The sequence below is a fragment of the Nesterenkonia flava genome (assembly GCF_031432335.1).
GTDB lineage: Bacteria > Actinomycetota > Actinomycetes > Actinomycetales > Micrococcaceae > Nesterenkonia > Nesterenkonia flava.
In genome coordinates this window covers 1-26049 of the sequence record NZ_JAVKGT010000039.1, presented here as the reverse complement: position 1 = coordinate 26049, position 26049 = coordinate 1, and the positions used below count along the sequence as shown (strand labels likewise).

24 protein-coding genes, 1 tRNA gene and 2 pseudogenes are annotated in these 26049 nt (G+C 64.8%); 20 read left to right on the top strand and 7 right to left on the bottom strand.

All coding sequences use genetic code 11. The features are described 5' to 3' along the window. Positions 1-60: 60 nt before the first annotated feature. The 4 genes and pseudogenes from RH857_RS12090 to RH857_RS12075 all read left to right on the top strand — a co-directional run. Positions 61-699, top strand: a pseudogene (locus tag RH857_RS12090) (AAA family ATPase); the annotation flags it as partial. A 177-nt stretch (positions 700-876) separates the two neighbouring features. Then, a complete protein-coding gene (gene cmtR / locus RH857_RS12085) occupies positions 877-1236 on the top strand; it encodes a Cd(II)/Pb(II)-sensing metalloregulatory transcriptional regulator CmtR (protein WP_310538226.1) in 360 nt (119 codons plus the stop codon). Then, complete coding sequence (locus RH857_RS12080) at positions 1233-1832, top strand: cadmium resistance transporter (protein ID WP_310538225.1); 600 nt, start codon at positions 1233-1235, stop codon at positions 1830-1832. Before cmtR ends, RH857_RS12080 begins: the two co-directional genes overlap by 4 nt. Before the next feature lie 434 nt (positions 1833-2266). Continuing rightward, positions 2267-2956: a helix-turn-helix transcriptional regulator gene (locus RH857_RS12075; protein WP_310538224.1), complete on the top strand. Its 690-nt coding sequence runs from the start codon at positions 2267-2269 to the stop codon at positions 2954-2956. Between the two features lie 174 nt (positions 2957-3130). Here RH857_RS12075 and RH857_RS12070 read toward each other — a convergent pair. After that, positions 3131-3203 (bottom strand) — tRNA-Arg (locus RH857_RS12070). 242 nt (positions 3204-3445) lie between these two features. Between RH857_RS12070 and RH857_RS12065 the strand changes: the two genes are divergently transcribed. After that, positions 3446-4003: a single-stranded DNA-binding protein gene (locus tag RH857_RS12065; RefSeq protein ID WP_310538223.1), complete on the top strand. Its 558-nt coding sequence runs from the start codon at positions 3446-3448 to the stop codon at positions 4001-4003. A gap of 6 nt (positions 4004-4009) precedes the next feature. Here RH857_RS12065 and ettA read toward each other — a convergent pair whose 3' ends face one another. From ettA to RH857_RS12045, 4 genes are all read right to left on the bottom strand, one after another. Next, positions 4010-5692 (bottom strand): energy-dependent translational throttle protein EttA, encoded by a 1683-nt coding sequence (gene ettA, locus RH857_RS12060; protein WP_310538222.1) that lies wholly within the window; start codon positions 5690-5692, stop codon positions 4010-4012. A gap of 102 nt (positions 5693-5794) precedes the next feature. Beyond that, complete coding sequence (locus RH857_RS12055) at positions 5795-6823, bottom strand: acyl-CoA thioesterase (RefSeq protein WP_310538221.1); 1029 nt, start codon at positions 6821-6823, stop codon at positions 5795-5797. 112 nt (positions 6824-6935) lie between these two features. Beyond that, on the bottom strand, positions 6936-8336 hold the full coding sequence (locus tag RH857_RS12050; RefSeq protein ID WP_310538220.1) for a GntP family permease: 1401 nt from the start codon (positions 8334-8336) through the stop codon (positions 6936-6938). 57 nt (positions 8337-8393) lie between these two features. After that, the gene (locus tag RH857_RS12045; protein WP_310538219.1) at positions 8394-8933 is read right to left on the bottom strand and encodes a gluconokinase; all 540 of its coding nucleotides are present in this window, start codon (positions 8931-8933) and stop codon (positions 8394-8396) included. A 122-nt stretch (positions 8934-9055) separates the two neighbouring features. Here RH857_RS12045 and RH857_RS12040 point away from each other — a divergent pair, with 122 nt between their 5' ends. Together RH857_RS12040 and RH857_RS12035 are read left to right on the top strand one after the other, a co-directional pair. Next, on the top strand, positions 9056-9736 hold the full coding sequence (locus RH857_RS12040) for a FadR/GntR family transcriptional regulator (RefSeq protein WP_310538218.1): 681 nt from the start codon (positions 9056-9058) through the stop codon (positions 9734-9736). Beyond that, complete coding sequence (locus RH857_RS12035; protein ID WP_310538217.1) at positions 9733-10443, top strand: DUF8185 domain-containing protein; 711 nt, start codon at positions 9733-9735, stop codon at positions 10441-10443. Before RH857_RS12040 ends, RH857_RS12035 begins: the two co-directional genes overlap by 4 nt. Positions 10444-10455: 12 nt before the next feature. Here RH857_RS12035 and RH857_RS12030 read toward each other — a convergent pair whose 3' ends face one another. Next, positions 10456-10830 (bottom strand): globin, encoded by a 375-nt coding sequence (locus tag RH857_RS12030; protein WP_310538229.1) that lies wholly within the window; start codon positions 10828-10830, stop codon positions 10456-10458. Positions 10831-11245: 415 nt separating this feature from the next. Between RH857_RS12030 and RH857_RS12025 the strand changes: the two genes are divergently transcribed. The 13 genes from RH857_RS12025 (at position 11246) to RH857_RS11965 (ending at position 25371) form a co-directional block, all read left to right on the top strand. Beyond that, complete coding sequence (locus tag RH857_RS12025; RefSeq protein ID WP_310538216.1) at positions 11246-11719, top strand: ribose-5-phosphate isomerase; 474 nt, start codon at positions 11246-11248, stop codon at positions 11717-11719. 24 nt (positions 11720-11743) lie between these two features. After that, positions 11744-12694: an Fpg/Nei family DNA glycosylase gene (locus RH857_RS12020; RefSeq protein ID WP_310538215.1), complete on the top strand. Its 951-nt coding sequence runs from the start codon at positions 11744-11746 to the stop codon at positions 12692-12694. Positions 12695-12803: 109 nt separating this feature from the next. Continuing rightward, positions 12804-14801, top strand: coding sequence for a threonine--tRNA ligase (thrS, locus tag RH857_RS12015; RefSeq protein ID WP_310538214.1), 1998 nt, complete (start codon positions 12804-12806; stop codon positions 14799-14801). Between the two features lie 9 nt (positions 14802-14810). Next, entirely contained in the window at positions 14811-15422 is a 612-nt protein-coding gene (locus tag RH857_RS12010; RefSeq protein WP_310538213.1) for an HIT family protein, read from the top strand. Further along, positions 15422-16051 carry a phosphatidylinositol phosphate synthase gene (pgsA, locus tag RH857_RS12005; protein ID WP_310538212.1) on the top strand — a complete coding sequence of 210 codons (630 nt, stop codon included), beginning with the start codon at positions 15422-15424 and terminating at the stop codon, positions 16049-16051. The genes RH857_RS12010 and pgsA overlap by 1 nt, the downstream gene beginning before the upstream one ends. A 55-nt stretch (positions 16052-16106) precedes the next feature. Continuing rightward, complete coding sequence (locus RH857_RS12000) at positions 16107-16865, top strand: YebC/PmpR family DNA-binding transcriptional regulator (RefSeq protein WP_310538211.1); 759 nt, start codon at positions 16107-16109, stop codon at positions 16863-16865. A gap of 2 nt (positions 16866-16867) precedes the next feature. Beyond that, positions 16868-17536: a crossover junction endodeoxyribonuclease RuvC gene (gene ruvC / locus RH857_RS11995; protein WP_310538210.1), complete on the top strand. Its 669-nt coding sequence runs from the start codon at positions 16868-16870 to the stop codon at positions 17534-17536. 115 nt (positions 17537-17651) lie between these two features. Further along, a complete protein-coding gene (gene ruvA / locus RH857_RS11990) occupies positions 17652-18281 on the top strand; it encodes a Holliday junction branch migration protein RuvA (protein ID WP_310538209.1) in 630 nt (209 codons plus the stop codon). After that, on the top strand, positions 18278-19333 hold the full coding sequence (gene ruvB / locus RH857_RS11985) for a Holliday junction branch migration DNA helicase RuvB (protein WP_310538208.1): 1056 nt from the start codon (positions 18278-18280) through the stop codon (positions 19331-19333). The genes ruvA and ruvB overlap by 4 nt, the downstream gene beginning before the upstream one ends. Positions 19334-19408: 75 nt before the next feature. Beyond that, on the top strand, positions 19409-19750 hold the full coding sequence (locus tag RH857_RS11980) for a preprotein translocase subunit YajC (protein WP_310538207.1): 342 nt from the start codon (positions 19409-19411) through the stop codon (positions 19748-19750). Between the two features lie 14 nt (positions 19751-19764). Next, on the top strand, positions 19765-21759 hold the full coding sequence (gene secD / locus RH857_RS11975; protein WP_374761167.1) for a protein translocase subunit SecD: 1995 nt from the start codon (positions 19765-19767) through the stop codon (positions 21757-21759). Further along, positions 21759-22937: a protein translocase subunit SecF gene (secF, locus tag RH857_RS11970; protein WP_310538206.1), complete on the top strand. Its 1179-nt coding sequence runs from the start codon at positions 21759-21761 to the stop codon at positions 22935-22937. Before secD ends, secF begins: the two co-directional genes overlap by 1 nt. Before the next feature lie 127 nt (positions 22938-23064). Then, a complete protein-coding gene (locus RH857_RS11965; RefSeq protein ID WP_445482733.1) occupies positions 23065-25371 on the top strand; it encodes a RelA/SpoT family protein in 2307 nt (768 codons plus the stop codon). Between the two features lie 27 nt (positions 25372-25398). Here the strand turns inward: RH857_RS11965 and RH857_RS11960 are convergent. After that, positions 25399-26049, bottom strand: a pseudogene (locus tag RH857_RS11960) (hypothetical protein); the annotation flags it as partial.

Here is a 26049-nt window from a genome sequence, read left to right as displayed (position 1 = left end):
CTGCTCATCGGAGGAGGCCTCGACGGGGCCATCCCCACCTGAAATCCGTAGAGCCAAGAATGGGGGCCCAGAGACGACTCCGACTATAAGGTCTACGCTGCCCTGGCCCAGAAACGTACCGTGTTCTTCACTCCCGAAGTGCTCTCAACCCCGCGGCAATTCAAAGATGACCTCGCCCACATCACTGCTCGTGTCTCAATCTGCATTGACCAGCATCTCGAAACCCTCGGCAAACTCACCGGGCCACCGAGAATGCGTACTAAAAATATTGACCTGATCATCATCGATGAATCCGAACGCCTGCGTCCCAGCGCGCTCGAATACCTCCGAGATCGCTACGACCGCACCAATATCGGGCTCATCCTGATTGGTATGCCCGGCATCGAAAAACAATTCAGCCGCTACCCCCAGCTCTACAGCCGGGTCGGCTTCGCCCACGAATACCGACCACTGGCCGAAGAAGAACTGCGCTTTGTCCTGGAACGACGCTGGCGCAAACTCGGCCAAACCCTTGACCCCGACGACTACACCGATGCCCAAGCTATCGCCGCGATCGCCCGCATCACCCGGGGCAACTTCCGCCTCGTCGACAGACTCTTCACCCAAATCGAACGCGTCATGAAGATCAACGAGCTCAACACCATCACCGACGACGTCGTTGAAGCAGCCCGATCAACCCTGGTGGTTGGCCTGACCTGAAGCCGCCAAATGAAGCTGCGGAATCCCGCCAAACGAAGTTAACAGTCACACCGACGCGCCGATAACTGTGGCTCCCGAAGCCTGCTCGTGAGGCCCGTCCCACAACCAAGGAACTGGGACGCTCCCGAAAAGTGAGTACAGATTGGATGGTTCAGCGTTAGCTGTATAGTTAACCAGATGCTGACTATTGCTTCGCGTGTAGATGTGATGAACCGGTTGGGCCGGGCGATGGCCGACCCCACCCGCTCACGGATACTGCTGATCTTGATGGAACGCCCCGCCTACCCGGCGGAGCTGGCCCAGGGGTTGGGTCTGACCCGCTCGAATGTTTCCAATCATTTGTCGTGCTTGCGCGACTGCGGGATCGTGGTCGCTGTGACCCAGGGTCGCCAGACACGGTATGAGATTACTGATGCGCACCTGGCACAGGCGCTGACTACGTTGGTCGAGGTCACTCTGGCCGTCGATGAGGACGCGCCGTGTCTGGACTCTGGCTGTTCAGTACCGGGGTGCTGCTCCTCGGGGCTGGTCCCGTGATTTTTTCCTCTGTTGTGCAGGCGATCGGTCTGTTCATCGCAACCAATATTGATGACATCATCGTGGTCTCGCTGTTCTTCGCCCGTGGAGCTGGACAACGCGGGACCACGGCACGTATCGCCGCCGGTCAATACCTGGGATTCTCAGGCATCCTCGGTGCGGCTGTGCTGGTGAGTCTGGGTGCCGGAGCCATCCTGCCCTCGGCAGCTATCCCGTACTTTGGGCTGATTCCCCTGGGTCTGGGCCTGTGGGCTGGGTGGCAGGCCTGGCGTGAAGACCAGGACGATGATGACGATGCCAAAATCGCGGACAAGAGGGTTAGCGTGTGGACCGTCGCAGCAGTCACCTTCGCCAACGGCGGGGATAACATTGGGGTTTACGTGCCGGTCTTCCTCAACGTAGCCCCAGCCACGGTGGTGACCTACTGCATCGTCTTCCTCGTACTCGTCGCCGTCCTGGTCATGCTGGCCAAGTTAATCGCCACCCGCCCGCCGATCGCCGAAATCTTAGAACGCTGGGAACACGTGCTGTTCCCTATCGTGCTAATCGGCCTCGGTATCTTCATCCTCATCAGTGGCGGAGCATTCGGGCTCTAAACTCCTACATCACCTGCCGGCGGCCACCTGGCTTGCTAAAAATGCCACTTACCGGTGCGAAAACCACGCCACTTACCGCTGCGACTCACAGCCCAGGCGCAGCTGGCTCTTCAGTTGTTCGTGGCAGGGTACTGGCACGAAGCGCACCAGGTGGCGGAGCGTGCGGCGGGGCGGGCCATGCTGCGCCGTGAATGCCCCCCGGCGCTGTTCGTCTATGCAGTCGCCGCGTTGGTCCCTATCGTTCAGGGGCGTGCGGAGGAGGTCGAGGACCTACTCGCACAATTGGAGGAGGTGCGTGAACACGAGGTTCCGCTTCTTGCGGGGCTCATCGAGTGGCTGCGCGCAGTTGGCGCGGTGGTCACCGGGGACCACGAGGCCTCAATGCATCACCTGCTGGCAATGCGCGATGACACGGGGGATGGTGGAATATTGGCGTGGAGCCGGTTCTGCTCTTGGTGCGTGCCGCGCATTACGCGGGGTGGACCACGCTGGTCTCCACCCTGCGTGACTCCATTCTGAGCTCTGCCACGCCGGTGCGCGGAGAGTTCCAGCAGGCCATCGAGAACTACCTGGACGGGTTCCTGGCCTGCTCCCAGGGCCGGACCGAGGCGGCGGCCGAGCGGCTGCTGACCGTGCACCGGTGGCATGCTGCGCAGCCGCCGCTGCGCGCCGGGCAGATGATGGGCGACGGCGGTCCCTTCCGTCTGCACAAGGCGTTCACGGCGCTGGATCTCATCACGCTGGTGGCTGAGCATCCTGAAACACTGCATTCCTACGGGAACGCGGCCGTGGAGGCAGCAGAGTGGGCTGCTCTGACCTTCAGCACGGCCGGGGCCTCGGAGCCGATGGCCTATGTCCGGGAGCTGCTGGAGCGACTTGGCCAAGAGGAGAAGTCCGGGTCCGCACCTGAAGATACGGATCAGGAGGAAGCCGACGACGCCCCGACGCGTGCCGGAGGGCTGGACGATCATATGCTGCGCCGAGCCGGGATGACTCAGCGCGAATCTCAGGTGGCTCTCTATGCCAGTGCAGGGTTGACCAACCGCGAGGTCGGCGATCAGTCGGGGCTGTCCGTTCGAACGGTGGAGTATCACACCACGAATGCGTGCGAAAGCTGGGGCTGAGCTCCCGCCGCGACCTGCGACGGCTCCACACCGGTCTCATTCCCTGATGCGGTGAGCGCGGCGCTCGGGCGGGAGTCAGAGGGCGCGGCTCCCTTATGCGATGTGGGGCCCGCCCCTGAGCGTCATGCGCACAGGGGCGGGCCCCACAGTTCTTGACTCTGGGCTGATGCCCGGTGCCCCAGGAGGGAATCGAACCCCCGACCGGCGGATTAGAAGGCCGCTGCTCTATCCCCTGAGCTACTGGGGCGCTCGGACTCTCGGTCGCGCCGATGTCCGGAGTTCGATTCTACCGGTGGGGAAATCCCCGTGCACAGTTTGCCCCACCGGTCACCTCGAGACGAGGGGCGCGCCGTGGCTCCACAGAGGGCGTGACTGAGGTGCAGGACCCGTGTGCGCTCGCGAGACTCGTTCTTAGGTCCAGGCGGTCTCATCACGGCCGGCCGTCGGCGACCCATTAGCCGCAGGCCGTGAAGCTAGGAAGGTCAGACAATGTCGGACACCATTACCGTGCGAGGCTTCCTCGGCACCTCCCCCGAGCTTCGGACCACATCTTCTGGTCTGATGCTGAGTTCCTTCAGGTTGGGCTCCACTCCGCGATGGTTTGATCGCGAACGCTCCGAATGGGTCTCTGGTACGACCAACTGGTACACCGTGACCTGTTTTCGGCAGCTGGGAGAGCATACGGCGAACTCACTGGCCAAGGGCGATCCGGTGATCGTCACCGGCCGGCCGCGGATTCGCAGCTGGCAGAACGACGACGGCGCTACGGGCATCTCCGTGGAGATCGATGCGGAGACCGTAGGTCACGACCTGACGTTCGGCACCACACACTTTGCACGGATCAGACCAGCGGCAGAGGGCTCGCCCGAGTCGGCCCCTGCCTCCGGCGCAGCGGCCTCGTCCGCCGAGGAGAGTTCCCCAAACGTCAATAAGGTCCCCGGCGGCGATGACAGTTCCTCTACTGACTCCGGTCAGACCCGAGACGCTGTGCCTTCGGCCGCTCCTGGGTGGGACACCCCCGCCGCCACGGCGGAGGCGCCCTTCTGACCCGGGTCAGCCGCGGGTCAGCCGGCGGTGCGTGACGCGGCTGGGACGTGCTGCCTCGGGACCCAGCCGCTCAACCTTATTCTTCTCATAGGATTCGAAGTTGCCCTCGAACCAGTACCAGTTGGCGGGATTCTCTTCGGTGCCCTCCCACGCGAGGATGTGAGTGGCCACGCGGTCCAGGAACCAGCGGTCGTGGGAGATGACCACGGCGCAGCCGGGGAAGTCCAGCAGCGCGTTCTCCAGAGAGCCGAGGGTCTCGACGTCGAGGTCGTTGGTGGGCTCATCCAGCAGCAGCAGGTTGCCGCCCTGCTTCAGCGTCAGTGCCAGGTTGAGACGGTTGCGCTCACCGCCGGAGAGAACGCCGGCCTTCTTCTGCTGATCAGGGCCTTTGAAGCCGAAGGCCGAGACATAGGCTCGAGAAGACATCTCCACGTTCCCTACGTGAATGTAGTCGAGTCCGTCAGAGACCACTTCCCACAGGCTCTTCTCCGGATCGATGCCGGCACGGTTCTGATCGACATAGGAGATCTTCACCGAGTCACCGACGGTGAGGTTGCCCCCGTCCAGGGGTTCAAAGCCGACGATGGTCTTGAAGAGTGTGGACTTTCCGACGCCGTTGGGACCGATGACTCCGACGATGCCGTTCCGGGGGAGGGAGAAGGAGAGCCCGTCGATCAGGACACGGTCTCCGAAGCCCTTCTGCAGATTCTCAGCTTCGATGACCTGGGTGCCCAGACGCGGTCCCGGCGGGATCTGAATCTCGTCCATATCCAGCTTCTTGGTGCGTTCGGCCTCGGCAGCCATCTCCTCGTAGCGGGCCAGTCGCGCCTTGGACTTGGTCTGGCGGCCCTTGGCGTTGGAGCGGACCCATTCCAGCTCCTCGGCCAGGCGCTTGGCCATCTTGGCGTCCTTCTTGCCCTGGATCTCCATGCGGGCGCGCTTCTTCTCCAGGTAGGTCGAGTAATTGCCCTCATAGGGGTAGAGGCGACCACGGTCGACCTCACAGATCCACTTGGCTACGTGGTCCAGGAAGTACCTGTCGTGGGTCACGGCCAGCACAGCACCCTCATACGAAGCCAGGTGTTGTTCCAGCCACAGGACGGATTCGGCGTCGAGGTGGTTGGTGGGCTCATCCAGGAGCAGCAGGTCAGGCTTGGAGAGCAGCAGCTTGCACAGTGCCACGCGGCGGCGCTCACCGCCGGAGAGATGGGTGACGTCTGCATCGCCGGGCGGGCAGCGCAGCGCATCCATCGCCTGCTCAAGCTGTGAGTCGAGGTCCCATGCGTTGGCGGCGTCGATCTCTTCCTGAAGCTTGCCCATCTCCTCCATGAGGGCCTCGAAGTCCGCGTCGGGGTTAGCCATTTCGTCCGAGATCTGGTTGTAGCGCACCAGCTTCTCGTAGATCTCGCCAACGCCCTCCTGGACGTTGCCCAGTACGGTCTTCTCCTCGTTGAGGGGAGGCTCCTGCTGCAGGATGCCTACGGAATAGCCGGGGGAGAGTCGTGCCTCACCGTTGGACGGCTCGTCCAGGCCGGCCATGATCTTCAGGATGGTCGACTTACCGGCACCGTTGGGGCCGACCACGCCGATCTTGGCACCGGGGTAGAAGGACATGGTGACGTCATCGAGAATGACTTTGTCGCCCACCTTCTTGCGGGCCTTGACCATGGTGTAAATGAACTCAGCCATTGTTGGGAATCCAGTCCTAACCGATTGGGGGTCTCGCGCGCACCGAACCGGTGGGCGAATGATCTTAGGGACCAGCCTAGTGGGTTTCGCCCCGAAGGATGCTCAGCCGCTGTAGCGAGAGCGCCAGGCCGTGCCGTAGCGCTCGTTGAGCTGCCGCTGGTTGCGGCCTCCGGCCACCATCGTCCGTTGGAAGGTCTCGGCCAGCTTCGGCTTCAGGCCCTGCGGAGGTCTGACCATACCCTCCTGTGCCACAGTGGCCACCAGCATGCCCTCCCGGGTGTAGAGGGAGCCGGTGCCGAGTCCACGAGCGCTCTGGGAACTGGGAGAGTCCTGGACGTACAGCAGCCAGTCATCGGCTCGGGCCGGGCGGTGCCACCAGAGCGCGTGATCCAGCGATGCCATCTTCAGGCCGGGCTTGGCCCAGTAGAGGCCGTGGCGGCGCATGATGGGCTCCAGCAGAGTGTAGTCAGAGGCATAGAGCAGCGCGGCTCGGTGAATGTTGGGATCATCCGGCAGCGTGGTCTTGGTCTTCATCCATACCGCGGTGGTGGGACGAGGATGACGGTCGGCCTCCAAGTAGATAGGCCGATCAATGTGGCGGATGTCAAAGGGACGGCCCCGTCCCCATTCCTGGACAACGGGATGCTTAACGTGTCCCACCAGCTCCTCTGGCGGGGCAAGGTCCTCCGGTTCGGGGATATTCTCGGGCATCGGCAGCTGATGGGCGGGCCCCGGGGAGGGGCGCTGGAAGCTGGCGATCATCGATAGGATGGGGCGCCCGTCCTGATAGGCCTGGGAGCGACGGGCGGAGAAGGAGCCGCCGTCCCGCAGGCGCTCGACACGGATCTCAATGGGCTTAGTGGCGTCACCGGGGCGCAGGAAGTATCCATGCACAGAGTGAATGGCTCGCTCCGGGTCCACGGTCTGCATCGCGGCCGCGGCAGACTGTGCCAGGACCTGTCCACCGAAGACACGCCAGAAGGCCTGTTCAAGCACCGGAGCCAGAAACCGATCTTCTGCGCGCGCTTCGCCCTCTGAGCGTTCTACAGGCAGGGACTCCAGCTGCAGCATGCCGACCAGCTGTTCCACCGACTGCTCGGGGGTGGGTACGCGGTACTGCCGTTCTGGCATGGCGGCTCCTTCAGCAACGACGACGGGGGCTCAGCGTCCACTCTAATGGAGCGGGAGGGACAGCTGAGCTCGTATCCCTCCCGCTCGAGAACGTGCCGCGGCGTTCCCGGACTCAGACCGCGCTGGCCACCAGGAAGACCCCGCTGGCGAGGGCGAAGGCCATGACGCCGATGGTGGTCTCCATGACGGTCCAGGTCTTCAGGGTGGTCTTCACGTCCATTTGGAAGAACTTCGAGATCAGCCAGAAGCCCGAGTCGTTGACGTGGGAGGCGATTACCGAGCCCGCGGCCACCGAGATGACCATCGCCGCCAGCTGGACCTCGTTGAAGCCGGCCTCTGCCACACCGGTGGTGAGCAGTCCGGCGGCAGTCGTCAGCGCCACTGTTGCTGAGCCCTGGGCGATGCGCAGCACGCCTGCGATCACGAATCCGGCCAGGATGAGGGGGATGCCGACGCCGTCCAGGGAGACCGAGAGGGCATTGCCGATCCCCGATTCGCGCAGCACCCCGCCGAACATGCCGCCAGCACCGGTGATGAGGATCACCGCGCAGACTGGGGCCAGCGCTTTGTCCATCACCTCTTGCGCCCCGGCCATGCCGCGGCCGCCGCGGGCGCCCAGAGCGGCGATGGCGACGACCAGAGTGACGGTCAATGCCACCGGGGTCTGACCGATGGTGGTCAGGAGTCCGTACCAGGTGGACTCCGCCTGTTCGGAGGAGAGCGTGCCAGCCGTCGAGAGGGTGTCCAGCCCGGTATTGAAAAAGATCAGGACCATCGGCAGCAGAAGGATGCTGACCACTGTGGCGAATCGAGGTGGATTGGCCTCGGCCTCGGCGCTGGCCTCGCCGAGGATGACGGGGATGGGCAGCTCAATGCGGCGTCCCGCCCAGAGCCCGAAGAGGTAGGCGGTGACGTACCAGGTCAGCACCGCGATGGGCAGGGCTACCAGCAGGACCACCCCGATGTTGGCGTTGAACAGCTCCGCAGCGGCGACGGGACCCGGATGCGGGGGCACGAACACGTGCATCACGGAGAAGGCGCCTGCGGCGGGAAGGCCGTAGAGCAGGATGGAGCCCCCGAGTCGCCGACCCACGGCGAAGACCACGGGGAGCATGACGACCAGACCTGCGTCGAAGAAGATGGGGAAGCCGAAGAGGAGCGAGGCCACACCCAAGGCGAAGGGTGCCCGCTTCTCGCCGAAGCGGCTCACCAGAGCGTCGGCGAGGACTTTTGCACCACCGGAGACCTCCACCAGTCGCCCAAGCATAGCGCCCAGGCCCACGAGCAGGGCTACCGACGCCAGCGTGCTGCCGAATGCCGACGTCAGGGTGGGGACGATGAGCCCGGTCGGAATACCCGCGGCGGCTGCGGTGAGCAGACTCACCAGAATCAGCGCGAGGAAGGCATGGACCTTGAAGCGAATGATCAGCAGCAGAAGCACGGCAATAGCGCCGGCGGCGATACTCAGCAGGGGCGCAGTGCCCAGGGTCTGTTCCCAACCGTCATTGGTCATGAGAACTCCTTATTCTCTAGGTGGTGGAGCCCGTTATTCTCTAGGTGGTGGAGCCCGTTAGGAGGGCAACGAGGGGGAGAGCCATGCGACGGCGTCGTCGATGAGCTGCTCCACGGTGGAGTCGTTGGAGAGCCGGATGCCGGGTTCGTCGGCGGCAAGCGGTTCGAGGGTGGCCAGCTGGGAGTCCAGCAGCGCCGGCGGCATGAAGTGGCCTGAACGATGTGCGACGCGCTCCTGCAGTCGCGGCGTCTGTACGTCTATGTGGAGGAAGAGCACGTCACCGGTCGCCGTTCGGAGTAGGTCTCGGTAGCTGCGACGAAGCGCCGAGCACGTGATGATGCTGCCCGTCTCCGCGTGAGAGGTCATCCAGTCCCGCAGGGCATGTAGCCAGGGCCACCGATCCTCATCGGTGAGAGGAATCTGGGAGGACATCTTGGCGATGTTCTGCGGGGGATGGAACTCGTCGGCTTCGGCCATGGGCAGACTCAGGCGCCGGGCCAAAGCTGTGGCCAGGGTCGACTTCCCGGAGCCGGAAACGCCCATGACCACCAGGTGGCGCGGCGTGTCCTGGTTAGGGTAGGTGCTGGGACTCGTCATTGAATTCCTTGCCGTTGGCGATTCACGCAGCGGCGAACCGGGAGAAACTGGTGTGATGGAGACCACCGCCGAATAAGGTAGCACCTTTTCGGTCTATTGGTCACACCTTTGAGAGGAGCAGTGTGGGAGCGGGTTTCTATGACGTGCTGGGGCGAGAGATCACAAACGGGGTCCTCAGGCCAGGCAGCGTACTGACGCTCGAGGACATCCAGGCTCGCTTCGGCATCTCTCGGACCACCGCGCGAGACGGCGTGAAGGTTCTTGAGTCGCTGGGACTGCTGACCTCCAGGCGCCGCGTCGGACTCGTGGTCAGCCCGCGGCCGGCCTGGAACGTCTATGCGCCGACCGTTATCGGATGGAGGCTGACCTCCTCACATGCGCGGCAGGCCTATATTGAGCTCACGCAGCTGCGGATCGCCGTGGAGCCTGAGGCGGCGGAGCTGGCCGCTCTTCGGCGCAGCGGTGCTCAGGCGGATGAGGCGCTGCGCCTGGCAGCCCAGATGCGGTCGCTGGGGGAGGCCGGTCGGCTTGAGGAGTTCATGGTCGCTGACGTGGCATTTCACCGGGTGGTGCTGGAAGCATCGGGAAACTCGATGTTCGCGGCACTGGCCGATGTGGTCGCAGAGGTGCTGACGGGACGGACCCAGCACGGACTCATGCCCGAAACCCCCATGCCGGAGGCCCTGGACGCTCACGACGCCGTCGCCGAGGCGGTAGCCCACCAGCAGCCTGACCGAGCCCGAGCACATATGCAGTTCCTGGTCGATGAAGTGCGCGCGGCTCTGGAAGAATCACCTGCATGACCACCGAGAGCTCAGCCGTCCGATCTGCCCCCGTTCTTCGGTTTGCCGAGGCGGCCGCACTGCAGGATCTGGCCACCTACGTGGCCCGGGCTCGCCGCATTCAGGAGCAGGGAATCCGCCTGCAGACTGTCGGCAGCATCCTGGCCGCCTGGGTCCCGGTCATGACTCCCAGTTCCCTGGTCGGCACGCTGCCGGCTGTGCTGGGTATGCGCGCGATCCGGCTCGCGGAGGCTTCCACTGTGGACGCCACTGTGGAGCTTTCCTCCATCACCGAACGTATTGCTCGACTGGGTCCTGCAGAGACCGAACTGCCGCTTCCGCCAAGCCGGCTGAACGCCCCGTGGGCGGCGGTCACTCCGCCGCGATCAGGGTGGCAGCCTGCCGGCTCGTTGAAGAACGCGGTCCTGAAGTCCGCTGCTGAGGAGGGCATCGCTCAGATCAACCAGGCGGTGCCCACCTCGGCGGGCGCTGCGGTGGTGGAGCAGGTTCGCGAGAAGGTCTGGGGCGCACCGCTGAACGTCGATGCAGGGAACGAGACACGGGGGCGCGTCGCCCTGCCGGCGGGGGCAGCATTCGGGGCGTTCGCCCTGGGGTTCCTCAATGGGGCCGACGCCGAGACTCAGGTTCACACGCAGGGCCGGTGGGCACGGCTGAGCTCACGCGCCGGCTACATTCTGTGCCGGACCAGCGGGAACGTCCAGCTCTGAGACGCTGCGGCGTCAGGCGTTGACCATCGAGTGGGCGGCCCGCTCAAGGTAGTCCCAGAGGACCTCGCGGTGCATCGGGGACAAGTCGACGGAGTCCACGGCCTTCTCCATGAACGCGAGCCACTTGTCGCGCGCCGCAGCATCCACGGTGAACGGCATGTGACGCATCCGCAGGCGAGGATGTCCCCTCCGCTGCTGGTAGGTCCGCGGCCCTCCCCAGTACTGCTCCAAGAACATGAGCAGCCGCTCCTTGGCAGGCCCCAGGTCCTCCTCGGGATACATCGCCCGGAAATCCTCGTCCTCGGCCACCTGGTCGTAGAAGACGTCCACGATCTTCTGGAACGTGGGCCGTCCGCCCACCTGGGCATAGAAACTCCCGGGGTCCACGTCCTCGGGATCCGGGTCTGCGGGCACGGGAGCGCCGTCAGGGCCGGGCATCACTCCGAAGTCGGTGGGCATCGTCTGCAGGGGCGCCGGAAGATCCGGCCGCTGTGAGGGGGAGGCGAGGGCATCGTGCCTGGGCTGACGGGGATCGGCCTCACTGGGACGGTTACCCGGGAGCTCGTGGCTGGGCAGCTCCTCGGAGGAGTCAGCGCCTTCGAAAGGGTTCTGCGGGGGTTGGTGGGCCTGCCGGTCGGGGCGTCCCGTCACCTGTGACGGGGGTTTTCCCACCGGCCGTACGGTCGCAATGGGCGCGCCCAGACGGCGCGAGAACTTCGGCAACTCGGGGCGATCATCAGTCATAGTGTGTTCAGCATAGGATGGTCACTGCTTGTTCCCGAAGCTGAAGGTAAGGAAGCCGATGCGCGTTCACATTGCCACCGACCACGCCGGTATGGAGCTCTCCGCCCATTTGGTGAGGCATCTGACCGAGAAGGGCTACGAGGTCATCGACCACGGCCCCACCGAGTATGACGCGCAGGACGACTACCCCGGATTCTGCCTGCACGCGGCTGAAGCTGTCGCCGCCGAGCAGGCACAGGGTCAGGACTCTCTGGGGATTGTTTTGGGTGGCTCGGGCAACGGAGAGCAGATCGCCGCTAACAAGGTCAAGGGGATTCGTGCCGCACTGGCCTGGAATCTTGAGACCGCCCGCCTGGCGCGCGAGCACAACAATGCCAATGTGGTGGGCCTGGGCGGCCGCCAGCACAGCATCACGGAGGCCACCGAAATCGTCGATGCGTTCCTCACCGGTCAGTGGAGTGACGAGGAGCGGCACGTGCGTCGGATCGGCAAGATCACCCACTACGAGAACACCGGCGAGATCCTCGACTGATTTCCACCGGCAGACTCCTACGCAGTGCCGGAAGGCCATACTCTCCACCGCCTGGCGGAGCGGCTCAATCGCTTGGTCGTCGGCCAGACATGGCGGGTGAGTTCACCCCAGGGCCGGTTCAGCGCCGGAGCAGCTCGTCTCAACGGACGTGCCCCCGAGCGTGCCGAAGCGTGGGGCAAGCAGCTCTTCATCCACCTGGGCCCCGATATCTGGCAGGTCCATCTCGGGCTCTACGGCGCCTTTAGCTTCCGCGGTGATGAGGCGTTCCAAGCGGCAGGCAGTCTCGGGGCCCCGCGCGCGTTCTCGGATGCGCAGCCTCTTCAGTACGACGACGACGGCTGGGTCATCCCCGACCCCCCGGCAGGGGCCGTGCGCGCCCGCATCCATGTCCAGCACGGATGGGCAGACCTACGAGGCCCCTCGCGTTGCGAGGTCTTAAATCCCATGCAGTACGAGTCGCTCATTCGACGCCTGGGCCCCGATCCTCTCCACCAGAGTGAGGGCGGAGAAAGCGACTCACGGGATCAGCGGCTGCTGGATCAGTTCCGCACCCACCTGGCGGCGCGCAGGATCAGCATCGCCGCGGCGCTGATGGATCAGTCGGTCATCGCCGGAGTGGGCAACATCTACCGGGCAGAGTCTCTGTTCGTGGAGGGCATCGATCCTGATACCCCGGCCCAGGAGCTGGACCCCGAGCGAGTGGAGAGTCTGTGGAAGACGCTCACTACCCAGATGCGCGACGGCGTCGCAGAGGGGTTCATCTGCACGCTGAGACCTGAGGACCCCGCTTTGGGGGCCCGGGGTTCAGACATCCACGACTACCGCGCGGGGCGTGCCGCTCGCGGGGGCACCGCGTCGCGCCGCCACTGGGTCTACCAGCATCAGGGGACGCCGTGCCTGCGCTGCGGGGCCACGATCGCCGAGCGTGAGCTGCAGGGCCGGCGTCTCTACTGGTGTCCCGGCTGCCAGTCCTGAGGGAACGCCGCGGCAACGGGCGAGGCTGGCGGCGCTCCACCCCGCGCGATCCCGTAGAATCGGCACGTCCCAAGTACGCGGCTCGACTGATCTAGGAGAACCACGCCTCGTGTCCGAGAACCTCAGCATCACCCTCAACGGCGAACCCACGACCATTGAGGCGGGCACCACGGGCACCACGCTCTTCGCAGATCAGGCCACCACAGTAGTGATGCGCGTCAATGGTGAGCTCTGGGACCTCTCCCGAGAGCTGCCCGAAGGCGCCGTCGTCGAACCTGTCGATGTCTCCGAGCCGGAGGGACTTGAGGTGCTGCGCCACTCCACCGCCCACGTGATGGCGCAAGCGGTGCAGCAGCTCTTCCCCGGTGCAAAACTTGGCATCGGGCCCTACATCACCGATGGCTTCTACTTCGACTTCGACGTCGAGAACCCCTTCACGCCCGAGGATCTGAAGAAGATCGAAAAGGCCATGCAGAAGATCGTGAAGGCGGGACAGACCTTCGAGCGTGAGGTGGTCGACCTCGACGAGGCCAAGCGACAGATGGCGGAGGAGCCTTACAAGCTTGAACTGCTGGGCTCCGGAGAAAAGGCCGCCGACGAGGCTTCCGTTGAGGTCGGCGGGGACGTCATCACCATCTACCACAACGTGGACCGCAAGGGCGAGCGCGTGTGGGCAGATCTCTGCCGTGGCCCGCATGTGCCCAACACCAAGATCATCGCCAACGGCTTCGCCGTCATGCGCGCCGCGGGGGCTTACTGGCGCGGCAAAGAGACGAACCCTCAGCTGCAGCGCCTCTACGGAACGGCCTGGCCCACCAAGGAGGACCTCAACGCCTACAAGGAGCGCCTGGCGGAGGCCGAGCGCCGCGATCATCGGCGTCTCGGCCGGGAGCTGGACCTGTTCAGCTTCCCCGAGGAGATCGGATCCGGCCTCTCCGTATGGCACCCCAAGGGCGGGCTGGTGCGTGGCCTCATGGAGCAGCACGCGCGAGCCCGTCACCTGGAGGCGGGTTACACCTACGTCTACACGCCCCACATCTCCAAGGCCGACCTCTTCGCCACCTCAGGGCACCTGGCCAACTACAAGGACGACATGTGGCCTGCGATCTCCATGGATGAGGAGGTCGACGAGCAGGGCAACGTCACTAAACAGGGTCAGGACTACTACCTGAAGCCCATGAACTGCCCCATGCACATCCTGATTTATAAGGAGCGCGGGCGCAGCTACCGGGAACTTCCTCTGCGACTGGCCGAGAACGGCACCGTGTACCGCAACGAGCGCTCCGGCGCGCTGCACGGCCTGACGCGCGTGCGTGGCTTCACCCAGGACGACGCCCACCTCTTCGTCCGCGAGGATCAGCTTGAGGACGAGGTCACTAAGGTGGTCGACTTCGTCGTCTCGCTGCTGCGTGATTTCGGCCTGGAGAACTTCGAGCTGGAGCTCTCCATGCGCGACAACGAGAAGTCCAAGTGGGTCGGCTCGGACGAATACTGGGAGAACGCCACCCAGGCGCTGCGTAACGTGGCCGTGAAGTCCGGGCTCAAGCTCACCGAGATTCCCGGCGAGGCCGCCTTCTACGGTCCCAAGATCGACCTGAAGATCACCGACGCGATCGGGCGCAAGTGGCAGCTCTCCACCGTGCAAGTGGACCCGAACCTGCCGGAGCGCTTCGAGTTGGAGTATGCCGCCGAGGACGGGACCCGCCAGCGGCCGATCATGATTCACCGGGCCCTCTTCGGCTCCATCGAACGGTTCTTCGCCATCCTGCTGGAGCACTACGCCGGTGCCTTCCCCGCCTGGTTGGCACCGGTCCAGGTGCGTGGCATCCCCGTGGCCGAGCCCTTCAACGACTACCTCGGTGAAGTGATCGATAAGCTCAAGGCCGCCGGTGTACGCGCGGAGCTCGAGGACGGCACCGACCGGTTCCCCAAGAAGATCCGTACGGCAGCCAAGGACAAGATTCCGTTCGTGCTCATCGCCGGAGGTGAGGACGCCGAGGCGGGTGCGGTCTCCTTCCGCTTCCGCGATGGCAGTCAGGACAACCAGGTGCCCGTGGATGAGGCCGTCCGGCGGATCCTGGAGACCATCGAGAAGCGGGAAGCCTGAGCCCGGACCGTGAGCGGAGAGGAGCAGGCGCGCATCGACGACTTCCGGCTGGCCGGAGTTCCTGATGCCTTCCAGCGACTGTGGAATCCCCACCGTGCCGCCTACCAGAGCCGGGGGCAGGACCAGGTCACCGGAGCCGATGACTGTCCCTTCTGTCAGGGGCCTGCCCGCAGCGATGAGGACTCGCTCATCGTCGCCCGCGGGAAGACGTGCTTCGTCATCCTGAACCTCTACCCCTACAACCCGGGCCACGTGCTCGTCTGCCCGTACCGGCACGTGCCGGACCTCACCGACCTGCGGCCAGAGGAGGCGGCAGAGTTCACTCGTCTTGCCCAGCAGGCCATGCGCGTGCTGCGCGCTGTGGCCAAGCCAGCGGGCTTCAATCTGGGCATCAATCAGGGCAAGGTCGGGGGCGCCGGCATTGCTGCCCACCTGCACCAGCACGTGATCCCTCGCTGGGGCGGGGATACAAATTTCCTGCCCGTCATCGCCCAGACCAAGAACCTCTCCGCGACCCTGGGAGAGACGAGGCAGCTGCTGGCTGAGGCCTGGGGCGCCCACACCGAGGATGCTGCGGGGTACCTCACTGACGACGACGGCCGGGTGCAGGAGGACCACTGATGCTGAACCGATACGCGCGAGCCTTCTTCGGCGCCATCTTCACCCCCGTGGCCAAGGGCCTTCTGGCTCTCGGGCTGACCCCCAACGCCGTCACAGTCATCGGCACCCTCGGTGTGTGCGCCGGGGCGCTCATCTTCTATCCTCTGGGGGAGCTGTTCTGGGGGACCGTTTTCATCACCCTCTTCGTCTTCAGCGATCTCATCGACGGTCTCATGGCACGGTTGAGCAACCACGGCTCCGCCTTCGGAAGCTTCCTGGACTCGACCCTGGACCGCGTGCAGGACGCCGCGATCTTCCTCGGGCTGCTCATCTGGTTCTACACCGGTGGGGAACACGTCTGGCTGGGCACAGCAGCGGCGGCCTGCCTGGTTCTGGGGATGCTCGTCTCCTACATCCGTGCCAAGGCCGAGTCGCTGGGCTATCAGGCTGACACCGGCATCGCCGAGCGACCAGAGAGGGTCGTGTTGACCCTGGTCTTCACCGGCTTCACCGGACTCGGGCTCCCGGCTGAAGTTCTGCTGGCGGTGCTGAGCCTGCTGGTGCTGGCCTCCCTCATCACCGTGCTGCAGCGGATGGTGGGAGTCAGCAGGCAGGCGCGTCACCATTCGCCGGACCCCCACGCTGGGTAGGCTGTAGACCTACGACACGTCCCACATCACGGCACCAAATACCACAAGGAGAGTTATGGCCGGCCACTCCAAATGGGCCAACACCAAGCACCGCAAGGCAGCGGTGGATGCCAAGCGCGCAAAGATCAACGCGCGCTACATCAAGCAGATCGAGGTTGCCGCCCGCAATGGCGGCCCTGATCCTGACGGCAATCCGGCGCTCGCGCTGGCTGTCGCCAAGGCCAAGAAGGAGTCGGTCCCCAACGACAACATCGACCGTGCCATCAAGCGCGGTGCCGGCCTCACCGGTGACGCCGTGGACTACGAGGAGATCACCTATGAGGTGCGCGGGCCGCAGGGTTCGGCACTGCTCGTGGAGTGCCTCACCGACAACCGCAACCGTGCCGCTGCGGAGGTGCGCACCGCCGTCACCCGCAACGGAGGCACCGTCGCTGATCCCGGATCCGTGGCCTACATGTTCCAGCGCAAGGGCGTGGTGACCGTCCCCAAGAGCGATCTCACCGAAGACGATGTCCTGGCGGCCGTCCTGGAGGCCGGCGTCGAAGAGGTCATCGAGCACCCGGAGAGCTTCGAAGTCCAGTCTGAGGCCGGAGACCTCCAGGCCGTGGTCAAGGGACTCGAGGAAGCCGGCATCGCCTACGACTCCGACGAGGTGGCCTTCGTCTCCGACGTGAAGGTCGACCTGGAATTGGAAGCGGCGAAGAAGTTCCTGAAGCTGCATGATGCTCTTGATGATCTGGACGACGTCCAGGGCATCCACACCAACGCCGACCTCTCTGCGGAAACCCTGGCGGCGCTGGACGCCGAGGGCTGAGCATGGTCCGGGCCGGCCTCTCCACCACCGCCGGGACCTCCCGAGTGGCGCAGCGCATCCTCGGGGTGGACCCGGGCCTGACGCGCTGCGGCTTCGCGGTGGTGGAGATGAGCCCCAACCGCACGGGAACCTCGGTGCACGTGGAGGTCTTCGGCACGTCGTCTCAGAAGGACCTGGCTGAACGAATCCTCGCCATCCAGCGTGCCGCCGAGAACCTGCTTGATGCACACGCCCCCGACGTCGTTGCGATCGAGCGCGTCTTCTCCTCCAATAACGGCCCCACCGTAATCGCGACCGCACAGGCCTCCGGAGTGGTGATCGCCGCCGCCGCGGCACGCGGAATCCCAGTGGCATGGCACACGCCTTCGGAGGTCAAGGCGGCAGTCACCGACGACGGCCGAGCCGATAAGGACGCTGTGGCACGGATGGTCCAGCGCATCCTGAAGCTCCCGAGCCTGCCAAAGCCGGTGGACGCCACCGATGCCTATGCGGTGGCCATCTGCCATGCGTGGAGGTCCGGCGTAGGGGCGGCGGTCAATATGACGGCGGGGACTCGTACGCACCAGGGAGCACGTACTGCACTGCAGCGGGCCGCCGAGACTCGCCGTGCAGACCTGACGCCCGCCCAACGGGCCTGGGCTGAGGCGGAGAAGCGCGCCGCGCGCCGATGATCTACCGGCGCAGTCCTCACCAGAGCGCTAGAGTAGTCGAAGATGTGTTCTAGTACGACGACGTCCCGGACTTCCGCCCCAGGCAGCGGTTCGGGTGTGGAAAGCAGGTAGGCCCATGATCTCCTCCATTCGCGGTGACGTTCTCCATGTAGGGCTCGATCACGCTGTGGTCGAGGTCTCCGGCTTCGGCATGCACGTCCACGCCACCGCGCAAACACTGGCGCCGCTGCGCGTGGGTGAGGAGGCGTTCCTGTTCACGCACTTGGCTCCCCGCCAGGACGAGGCGCCTTTGCTTTTCGCCTTCGGTCATGCCGAGGAGCGCGAGATCTTCACCACCCTTCTGTCGATCTCCGGTGTGGGTCCGCGTCTGGCGCTGGCCGTGCTCTCAGTGCACACCCCGGCAGAGGTGCGTCTGGCGATCCGGGACTCTGACACCGCAGCCTTCACCAGGGTTCCCGGGATCGGTAAGAAGACGGCCCAACGGATTCTCCTGGAGCTGGCGGGGAAGCTGGTTCTCGACGAGCCCACCTCGCAGGAGGCGGAGCACGGTGAAGGGGCGTCGGCGCCAGCTGTCGACGAGGTCACCTCGGCTCTGACGTCCCTGGGCTGGACGGAGAAGGACGCCGCCGCTGCAGTGGACGCTGCGGTGAAGGCCGATCCTGAAGTGGCCGGGGCTCCCACGCCGGTGCTGTTGCGCACCGTGCTGCGCGGGCTCGGTGCTAAGACCGGAGCTGCAGGCCGATGAGTACCGAGGACCCGCGCGAGCTCGTCGGCACCGGACAGGTTGCTGAGGAGAAGGCTCTTGAGGCGGCGCTGCGGCCTAAGGCCCTGGAGGATTTCGTTGGCCAGGGGACGGTGCGGGCCCAGCTGTCGCTGGTGCTGGAGTCTTCGCGCCTTCGCGGAACCGCCGCGGACCACGTGCTGCTCTCCGGCCCGCCGGGCCTGGGCAAGACCACGCTGGCAATGATCATCGCCAGTGAGATGTCGGCCCCGCTGCGCATCACTTCGGGACCCGCCATTCAACACGCCGGTGATCTTGCGGCCATTCTGTCCTCCCTCTCGGAGGGGGAGGTCCTCTTCATTGATGAGATCCATCGCATGTCCCGACCAGCAGAGGAGCTCCTCTACATGGCCATGGAGGACTTCCGCGTGGACATCATTGTGGGCAAAGGGGCCGGAGCCACGTCCATTCCGCTCGAGCTGCCGCCGTTCACCCTGGTGGGCGCCACCACACGCGCAGGACTGCTGCCCGGTCCACTGCGCGACCGCTTCGGCTTCACCGGCCACCTGGAGTACTACACGACCGAGGAGCTGGAGAAAGTTCTGCGACGCTCGGCGGGCATGCTGGACATGTCGGTGACCAACCCGGGGTTCGCAGAAATCGCCTCTCGGTCCCGTGGCACCCCGCGCATAGCGAACAGGCTCCTGCGACGGGTGCGCGACTGGGCCCTGGTCCACGGTGTCGACACGGTGGACCAGGATCATGCCTCCGAGGCCCTGAACACCTACGAGGTCGACTCGCGCGGCCTGGATCGCCTGGACCGCGCCGTCCTGGAGGCCCTGTGCACCAAGTTCGGTGGTGGACCCGTGGGGCTCTCCACACTGGCCATCCTGGTGGGGGAGGAGACCGAAACCGTCGAAACGGTGGCCGAGCCCTATCTGGTCCGCGAAGGGCTGCTGGCTCGGACTCCTCGGGGTAGGATCGCGACCGAGGCTGCCTGGCGGCATCTCGGTCTGACACCGCCCCAGACCGGGCAGGAGACTCTATCGGGCACGGCGCACGAGGAGCGGCCCTGAAGTGTGGGCTTCGGACGGCCACCCTGAGCAAGAACATCGGGAATCCTCCTGTTCTACGTGCTATGGTGGCCCGTTGTGAATGCTTCGACTCTCTTCCCTCTCCTGGCCGCTCCGAACCCCCTGGGTGATCCGCTGCTGCTGATCCTCTTCGGCATCCTGGTTCTCTTCATGGTGCTGACCTTCCGCCGCGGCAAGAAGATGCGTGACGAGCAGAACAACGCCCGGGCCGGTGCAGTGATCGGCGCCGAGGTAGTCACCGCAGGCGGTCTTGTCGGGACCGTGGTGGGTCGCGATGAGGAGCGCCAGCGCATCACACTGGAGTTCTCCACCGGAGACCGCGCCGACTTCCTGATCGGTGCCGTCCAGCAGATCATTCAGCCTGCGGCCGGCGCCACCGACGCCGACGAGACGAACTGACCTTAAACCCTTCCATGGCAGCATCTGCTCCTGTGCGTCGGGCACGCCTGGCCCTCGTTGCGCTGTTCATTCTCCTGCTCGGCATGGGCGGAGCCCTGGCCTACGGGGTCCAGGAGGGCCGCGCCCAGTGGGCCCCTCTGCTGGCCCTCGACCTCGAAGGCGGCACGCAGATGGTGCTCGCCCCCCAGGCGGAGGGCGGAGAGCAGATCGACGACGAACAGCTTGAGCAGGCCGTCGAGATCATCCGGCAGCGTGTCGACGGCACGGGCGTTGCGGAGGCGGAGATCGCCACCCAGGGCGCCGAGAACGTCGTCGTGAGCCTGCCCGGCACCCCGGACGAAGAGACCCGTCAGCTCATTCAGGCCAGCGCGGACATGGACTTCCGCCCAGTGCTTCAGATCGGCCGGGACGATGAGTACGCCGAAGACGTACTTCTCGAAGAGCTGCGCAACAGTGGGGATCTCACGGAGGAGGAGCTCGCTGAGCTTGAGGCGGACATGGCCGCTCAAGCGGAGGAGCAGAATTCCGAGGACGAGGCAACCTCCGATGAGGAGGAGGCCGCAGCCTCGGAGGACGAGGAGTCGGAGGAGAGTGCTAATGACCAGCGTCTCCCCGAGCCTCGGCCTGAGGACAACTCGTCGCTGGAGTGGGTGACACCCCAGCTGGCTGAGGAGTTCGAGAACTACTCCTGCTCCCGCGAGCTCACCATGGAGGAGCGTGCGGCCCAGGCTCCCGATGAGCCGCTGATCACCTGCGATCCCAACACGGGCACCACCTACCTGCTGGGTCCGGTGGATGTCCCCGGAACGATGATCGACGGCTCCAGCTACGGGCTTGAACAGACTGCACAGGGAACCAGCACCGGTCGATGGGCCGTCGACGTCCAGTTCGACGGCGAGGGCACCGCCGCATTCCGGGAGTCCTCGGCTCGGCTGCACAGCTTCCCCCAGGGCGATGTCCGCAATCAGTTTGCCGTGGTGCTCGACGGTCATGTGATCGTTGCTCCCAGCATGCGTGCAGTCATCGGAGACGGGCGCGCGCAGATCACCGGTGACTTCACGGAGGAAGAAGCCCGCACGCTCTCCGAGCAGCTGCGCTACGGGTCCCTGCCCGTGAGCTTCACGATCGAGTCCGAGCAGCAGATCTCAGCCACCCTCGGACAGGATCAGCTGCGCATGGGTCTGCTGGCAGGGATCATCGGCCTGGTCCTCACCGCTGGCTACGCGCTGTACCAGTACAGGGCGCTGGCGCTTGCGGTCACCATTCCTTCCCTGATCGTCGTGGGCGTGCTGACCTGGTGGGCCATCTCCCTGCTGGGCTGGACCGACGGCTACCGCCTGTCGCTGGCCGGCATCGCCGGCCTGATCCTCTCGATCGGCCTGACGGCGGACTCGTTCGTGGTGTACTTCGAGAGGGTCAAGGACGAGCTGCGCGAGGGACGTTCCCTCCCTGCCGCGGTCGAGTCGGGCTGGTCACGTGCCCGCCGGACCATTCTGGCCTCTAAGGCCGTCAACGTCCTGGCGGCCGTGGTGCTTTATCTTGTAGCGGTGGGCAATGTGCGCGGCTTCGCCTTCACTCTCGGCCTTACTGCGCTGATCGACGTGATCCTGGTCTTCCTCTTCACCCATCCGCTCATGCAGTTGCTGGCGCGTCGGAAGTTCTTCGCTGCCGGTAAGCGCTTCTCAGGATTGTCCGCTGCCGAGCTGGGAGTGGATGTTCTCTACCGGGGTGCGGGCCGGTTCTCCCGCCGCGCTGTGGTCTATTCCGAGGACGCCGCCCAAGCTGTCGACGCCGCCGCGCCGGGGAAGGATTCAGCGGCCTCCGACCGCGCTGAGGAACTGCCTGACGTCTCTGAAGAAGAATGGGCGACGATGACCATCGCCGAACGCCGTCGTGCACGCGCCGAAGCTGCAGCGCGCCGGGCGGCAGCATCGGCGGACGGAAGCGACAGTGAGGACAGCTCCGACTCTATGACTGAGGCCCACTCCAGCGGGAAGGAAGAGCGCTGATGGCCGCCGGATTCGCTCAAGCAGGCAACCAGCTCTACACGGGGGAGCGCTCCTATCCCTTCATCCAGCGCTCGAACCGGTGGTTCCTCATCGCTGCGGTGATCATCCTCATCTCGGTCGCCATCCCCTTGCTGCGCGGAGGCTTCAACCTCGGCATCGAGTTCACCGGCGGCAGCGAGTTCACCGTCTCGCAGACGGAGAACACCGACGTCAGCATCGGTGAGCAGGCTGTAGCTGATGTCTCCGGGCAGACGGCCACGGTCACCAACATTGCCCCTGGGACTGTACGGGTGCAGACCGAGCAGCTCGATGAGCAGCAGACCCTTGAGGTCGGTGCCGCGCTCCAGGAGGGCTACGGCGTCGCTGCTGATCAAGTCTCCTCCACCTACATCGGTCCCGTCTGGGGTGCCCACGTCTCCCAGCAGATGATGATCGGCCTGGTCATCTTCCTGGTGCTGGTGACGCTCTACATGGCCTTCTACTTCCGCACGTGGAAGATGTCGCTGGCTGCGATCGCGGGTCTGGGCTTCGTCGTCGTCACCACCGTGGGCATCTACGCGGCGACGAACTTTGAAGTCACCCCCAGTGCCATCATCGGCTTCCTCACCATCCTCTCCTACGCGCTCTACGACACCATGGTGGTGTTCGACAAGATCAGAGAGAACCTGGAACCTCTGCATGAGCAAAAGGACCAGACGTTTACCGAACGTGTGAATCTCGCCATTAACCAGACCCTGGTCCGATCCGTGAACACGTCGGTGGTTGGAATTCTGCCGGTCGCCTCGATCCTGTTCATCGGTTCCCTTCTCCTGGGTGCGGGCACGCTCCAGGACATTGCCCTGGCTCTTTTCGTGGGCATTATCGTCGGTACCCTGGCCACCATCTTTGTTCAGGCTCCGTTGTACGCGCGCATGCGCCGCAACGACGCCGATATCCTCTCCCACACCGAGGAAGTCCTTGCCCTGCGTGAGGAGCGCATGATCGAGGCGGGCATCGCCTCGGTGACCTATTCGGGAACCCCGTTGGACGAGGAGGGCAGGCCCGTGGCCTTCCCGCCGCTTCCCGAACCGGAGCCCGAGGAGGAGATCGAGGACGAGGAAGAGTGGGACATCGTCATCGAAGGTGGCCCTGCGGACGGTGCGCCTGCAGCGGACGGCCACAGCACCGAATCGCGTTGACGGGGCTCACAGGTTTAAGATGACCTCCACGGTCTATCAGAGGAGCATCACTTAAGTGAAGGACGACGGCGTACCATCCTCCGGCGCGGCACCGGCTCCAGCGGGGCCTGCCGTGCAGGAACCCGCCGTGCCTGCTGGCTCCTCACCCCGACGGTCGCGCTCGGTCGGCGCAGTTGCCGACTCCACGGACTCTCCGCTGCTGGAACCCCTGCTTCGCGCGCTGCGCGCCAACGGAGCAGAAGAGGACCTGCCTCTGATCCGGCGGGCCTTTGAGACAGCGCACCATCACCATCGTCACCAGAAGCGTAAGAGTGGCGACCCCTACATCACTCACCCTGTCGCCGTCGCTACCATCCTGGCGGAACTGGGACTGAATGGGTCAACGCTGGCGGCTGCCCTTCTGCATGACACTGTGGAGGACACCGAGTACAGCCTGGAGACTCTCACCGCAGACTTTGGTGAAGAGATCGCCCTGCTCGTGGACGGTGTGACCAAGCTGGACAAGTTGAAGTTCGGTGACGCCGCCCAGGCGGAGACGGTGCGGAAGATGGTCCTGGCGATGGCCAAGGACATCCGAGTGCTCATGATTAAGCTGGCTGACCGGCTCCACAACGCCCGCACCTGGCGCTACGTCCCGGCCGAGTCGAGTGCCCGCAAGGCGAAGGAGACCCTCGAGATTTTCTCGCCCCTGGCACACCGCCTGGGCATGAACACCATCAAATGGGAGCTGGAGGATCTCTCGTTCGCCGCTCTGTATCCCAAGGTCTACGAGGAGATCGTCCGGCTGGTGGGGGACCGGACGCCCCAGCGCGAGAAGTTCCTCTCGGAGGTCCGCCAGACGATCGCCGATGATCTCAACGAGGCGAACATCACCGCCACCATCACCGGCCGGCCCAAGCATTACTATTCGATCTATCAGAAGATGATCGTGCGCGGCAAAGAGTTCGACGACATCCACGATCTGATGGGGGTCCGGGTCCTGGTCGACTCTGTACGGGACTGCTACGCAGCCCTGGGGACGCTCCATGCCCGCTGGAATCCGCTTCCCGGGCGGTTCAAAGACTACATCGCGATGCCCAAGTTCAATATGTACCAGTCGCTGCACACGACAGTGCTGGGTCCAGCGGGCAAGCCCGTCGAGGTGCAGATCCGCACCTACGACATGCACCGCCGCGCGGAATACGGTGTCGCAGCACACTGGAAGTACAAGCAGGCGCAGCAGGCCCCTGCGGCCGCGGCAACAGAGCGAACCGGAGCCTCCGCTGATTCCGCGCAAGGCGCGACCCAGCAGTCTCAGGCCACTGCAGATATCGGCTGGCTGCGGTCCCTGGTGGACTGGCAGTCCGAGACCAAGGACCCGGACGAGTTCCTCGAGTCGTTGCGCTATGAGATCAACGCCAAAGAGGTCTTCGTCTACACACCGAAGGGCGAAGTCATCTCACTGCCTGCGGGTTCCACACCGGTGGATTTCGCCTACACCATCCACACCGACGTCGGACACAAGACGATCGGCGCGCGGGTCAACGGCAAACTGGTGCCGCTGAATTCTGAGTTGCAGCACGGTGACTGGGTGGAAATTTTCACGTCCAAAGCGGAGACGGCCGGGCCGAGCAATGACTGGCTGCTCTTCGTGAAGTCTGCGCGTGCTCGCAACAAGATCCGCCACTGGTTCTCCAAGGAGCGGCGCGAGGAATCCATCGAGCGTGGCAAGGAGACGCTCACCAAGGCCATCCGCAAGTCCAACCTTCCCCTGCAGAAGGTCATGAACCCGGATGTCCTGCTGACGGTCGCCCAGCAGCTCCACTACACGGACATCTCCGGACTGTACGCGGGGGTGGGGGAGGAGCACGTCTCCACCCAGAATGTGATCGAACACCTCACGGCCCTCTTCGACACCGAGGAGGAGGAGTCCGAGGAGCACGACACCACACCCATCACCTCACCCAGCGCTAAGCCCTCGGAGTATTCGGACGCAGGCGTCATCGTCAAAGGAGCCGGAAATGTCCTGGCCAAGCTGGCACGCTGCTGCACGCCGGTGCCGCCTGACGAGATTGAAGGCTTCGTCACGCGGGGTCAGGGAGTCTCCGTGCACCGTCAGGACTGTCGTAACGTCCAGCAGCTGCGCGACCAGCCTGGCCGGCTCGTTGAAGTCGAATGGGCTCCCACGAAGTCCTCGGTGTTCCTGGTGGAGATCCAGGTCGAGGCCCTTGACCGGAAGTCCCTGCTGTCGGATGTGACTCGGGTCCTTGCGGAGTCCCAGGTCAACATTCTTTCAGCGACCGTGCACACTTCTCGAGACCGCGTCGCCATCTCGAGGTTCTCGTTCGAGATGGGCGATCCTCGCTACCTCAATCATGTCCTGAATTCAGTGCGACGCATCGACGGTGTCTATGACGTCTACAGGACGGTGGGCAAGCGTCGTGAGACGCACTAAGCCCTCGGCCACTGTCTGTAGTTACCGTCAGCGCGTACAGCCAGCAAGGACCTCGCGGATGTGCGCCTTGCGACGTCGCTGCTGCGCCCCGCCTGCAGGCAGCCGCGCCAAGATCTCCTCGAGCAGGTGATCGACCGACAGCGCGCCGGAGGCCATGAGCCGTTCCAGAACAGCTTCCCGCTGCCGGAGGAGGCGCACATCGGCGGCCCCAGCCACAAGGGGCGTCGCCTGGTACTGGCTGGTGGCAGACGAAGCACGCGCGGGCCAGTCCTGCAGACGGCGCGATGGCGCGGAGGCCAGCCGATGCAGTTCGTCTAAAGGCCTCTTCGGCCCCCTGCATCCGATTCCGAGAAAAAGGTCAACTGCGGTGCGCTGAGCATCGGTGACACGGACTCCGCCCATCATCCGCATCTCGCTCCGGCGTACAGGCACCTGATGTATCTGCCAGGCGCCGTGGATTCCGGCTGGTCGCCGGAACAGCCCGCGCGTGATCACACTGATCCTGCTGGGGGCGGCCACGCCCAGATGTACCCAGGCGGCTGTCTCCCCGCAGAGGACTCCACCGGCTCGCAGAGCCGGACTCAACAGTGATGCGGCCGCCCGGGAGCGCAGTGCCGCCCCCTGCTGGCGGATAGCCGGAGTTGGAAGCGGTGGTCTGCGTAGTTGTAAGCGGTGTTC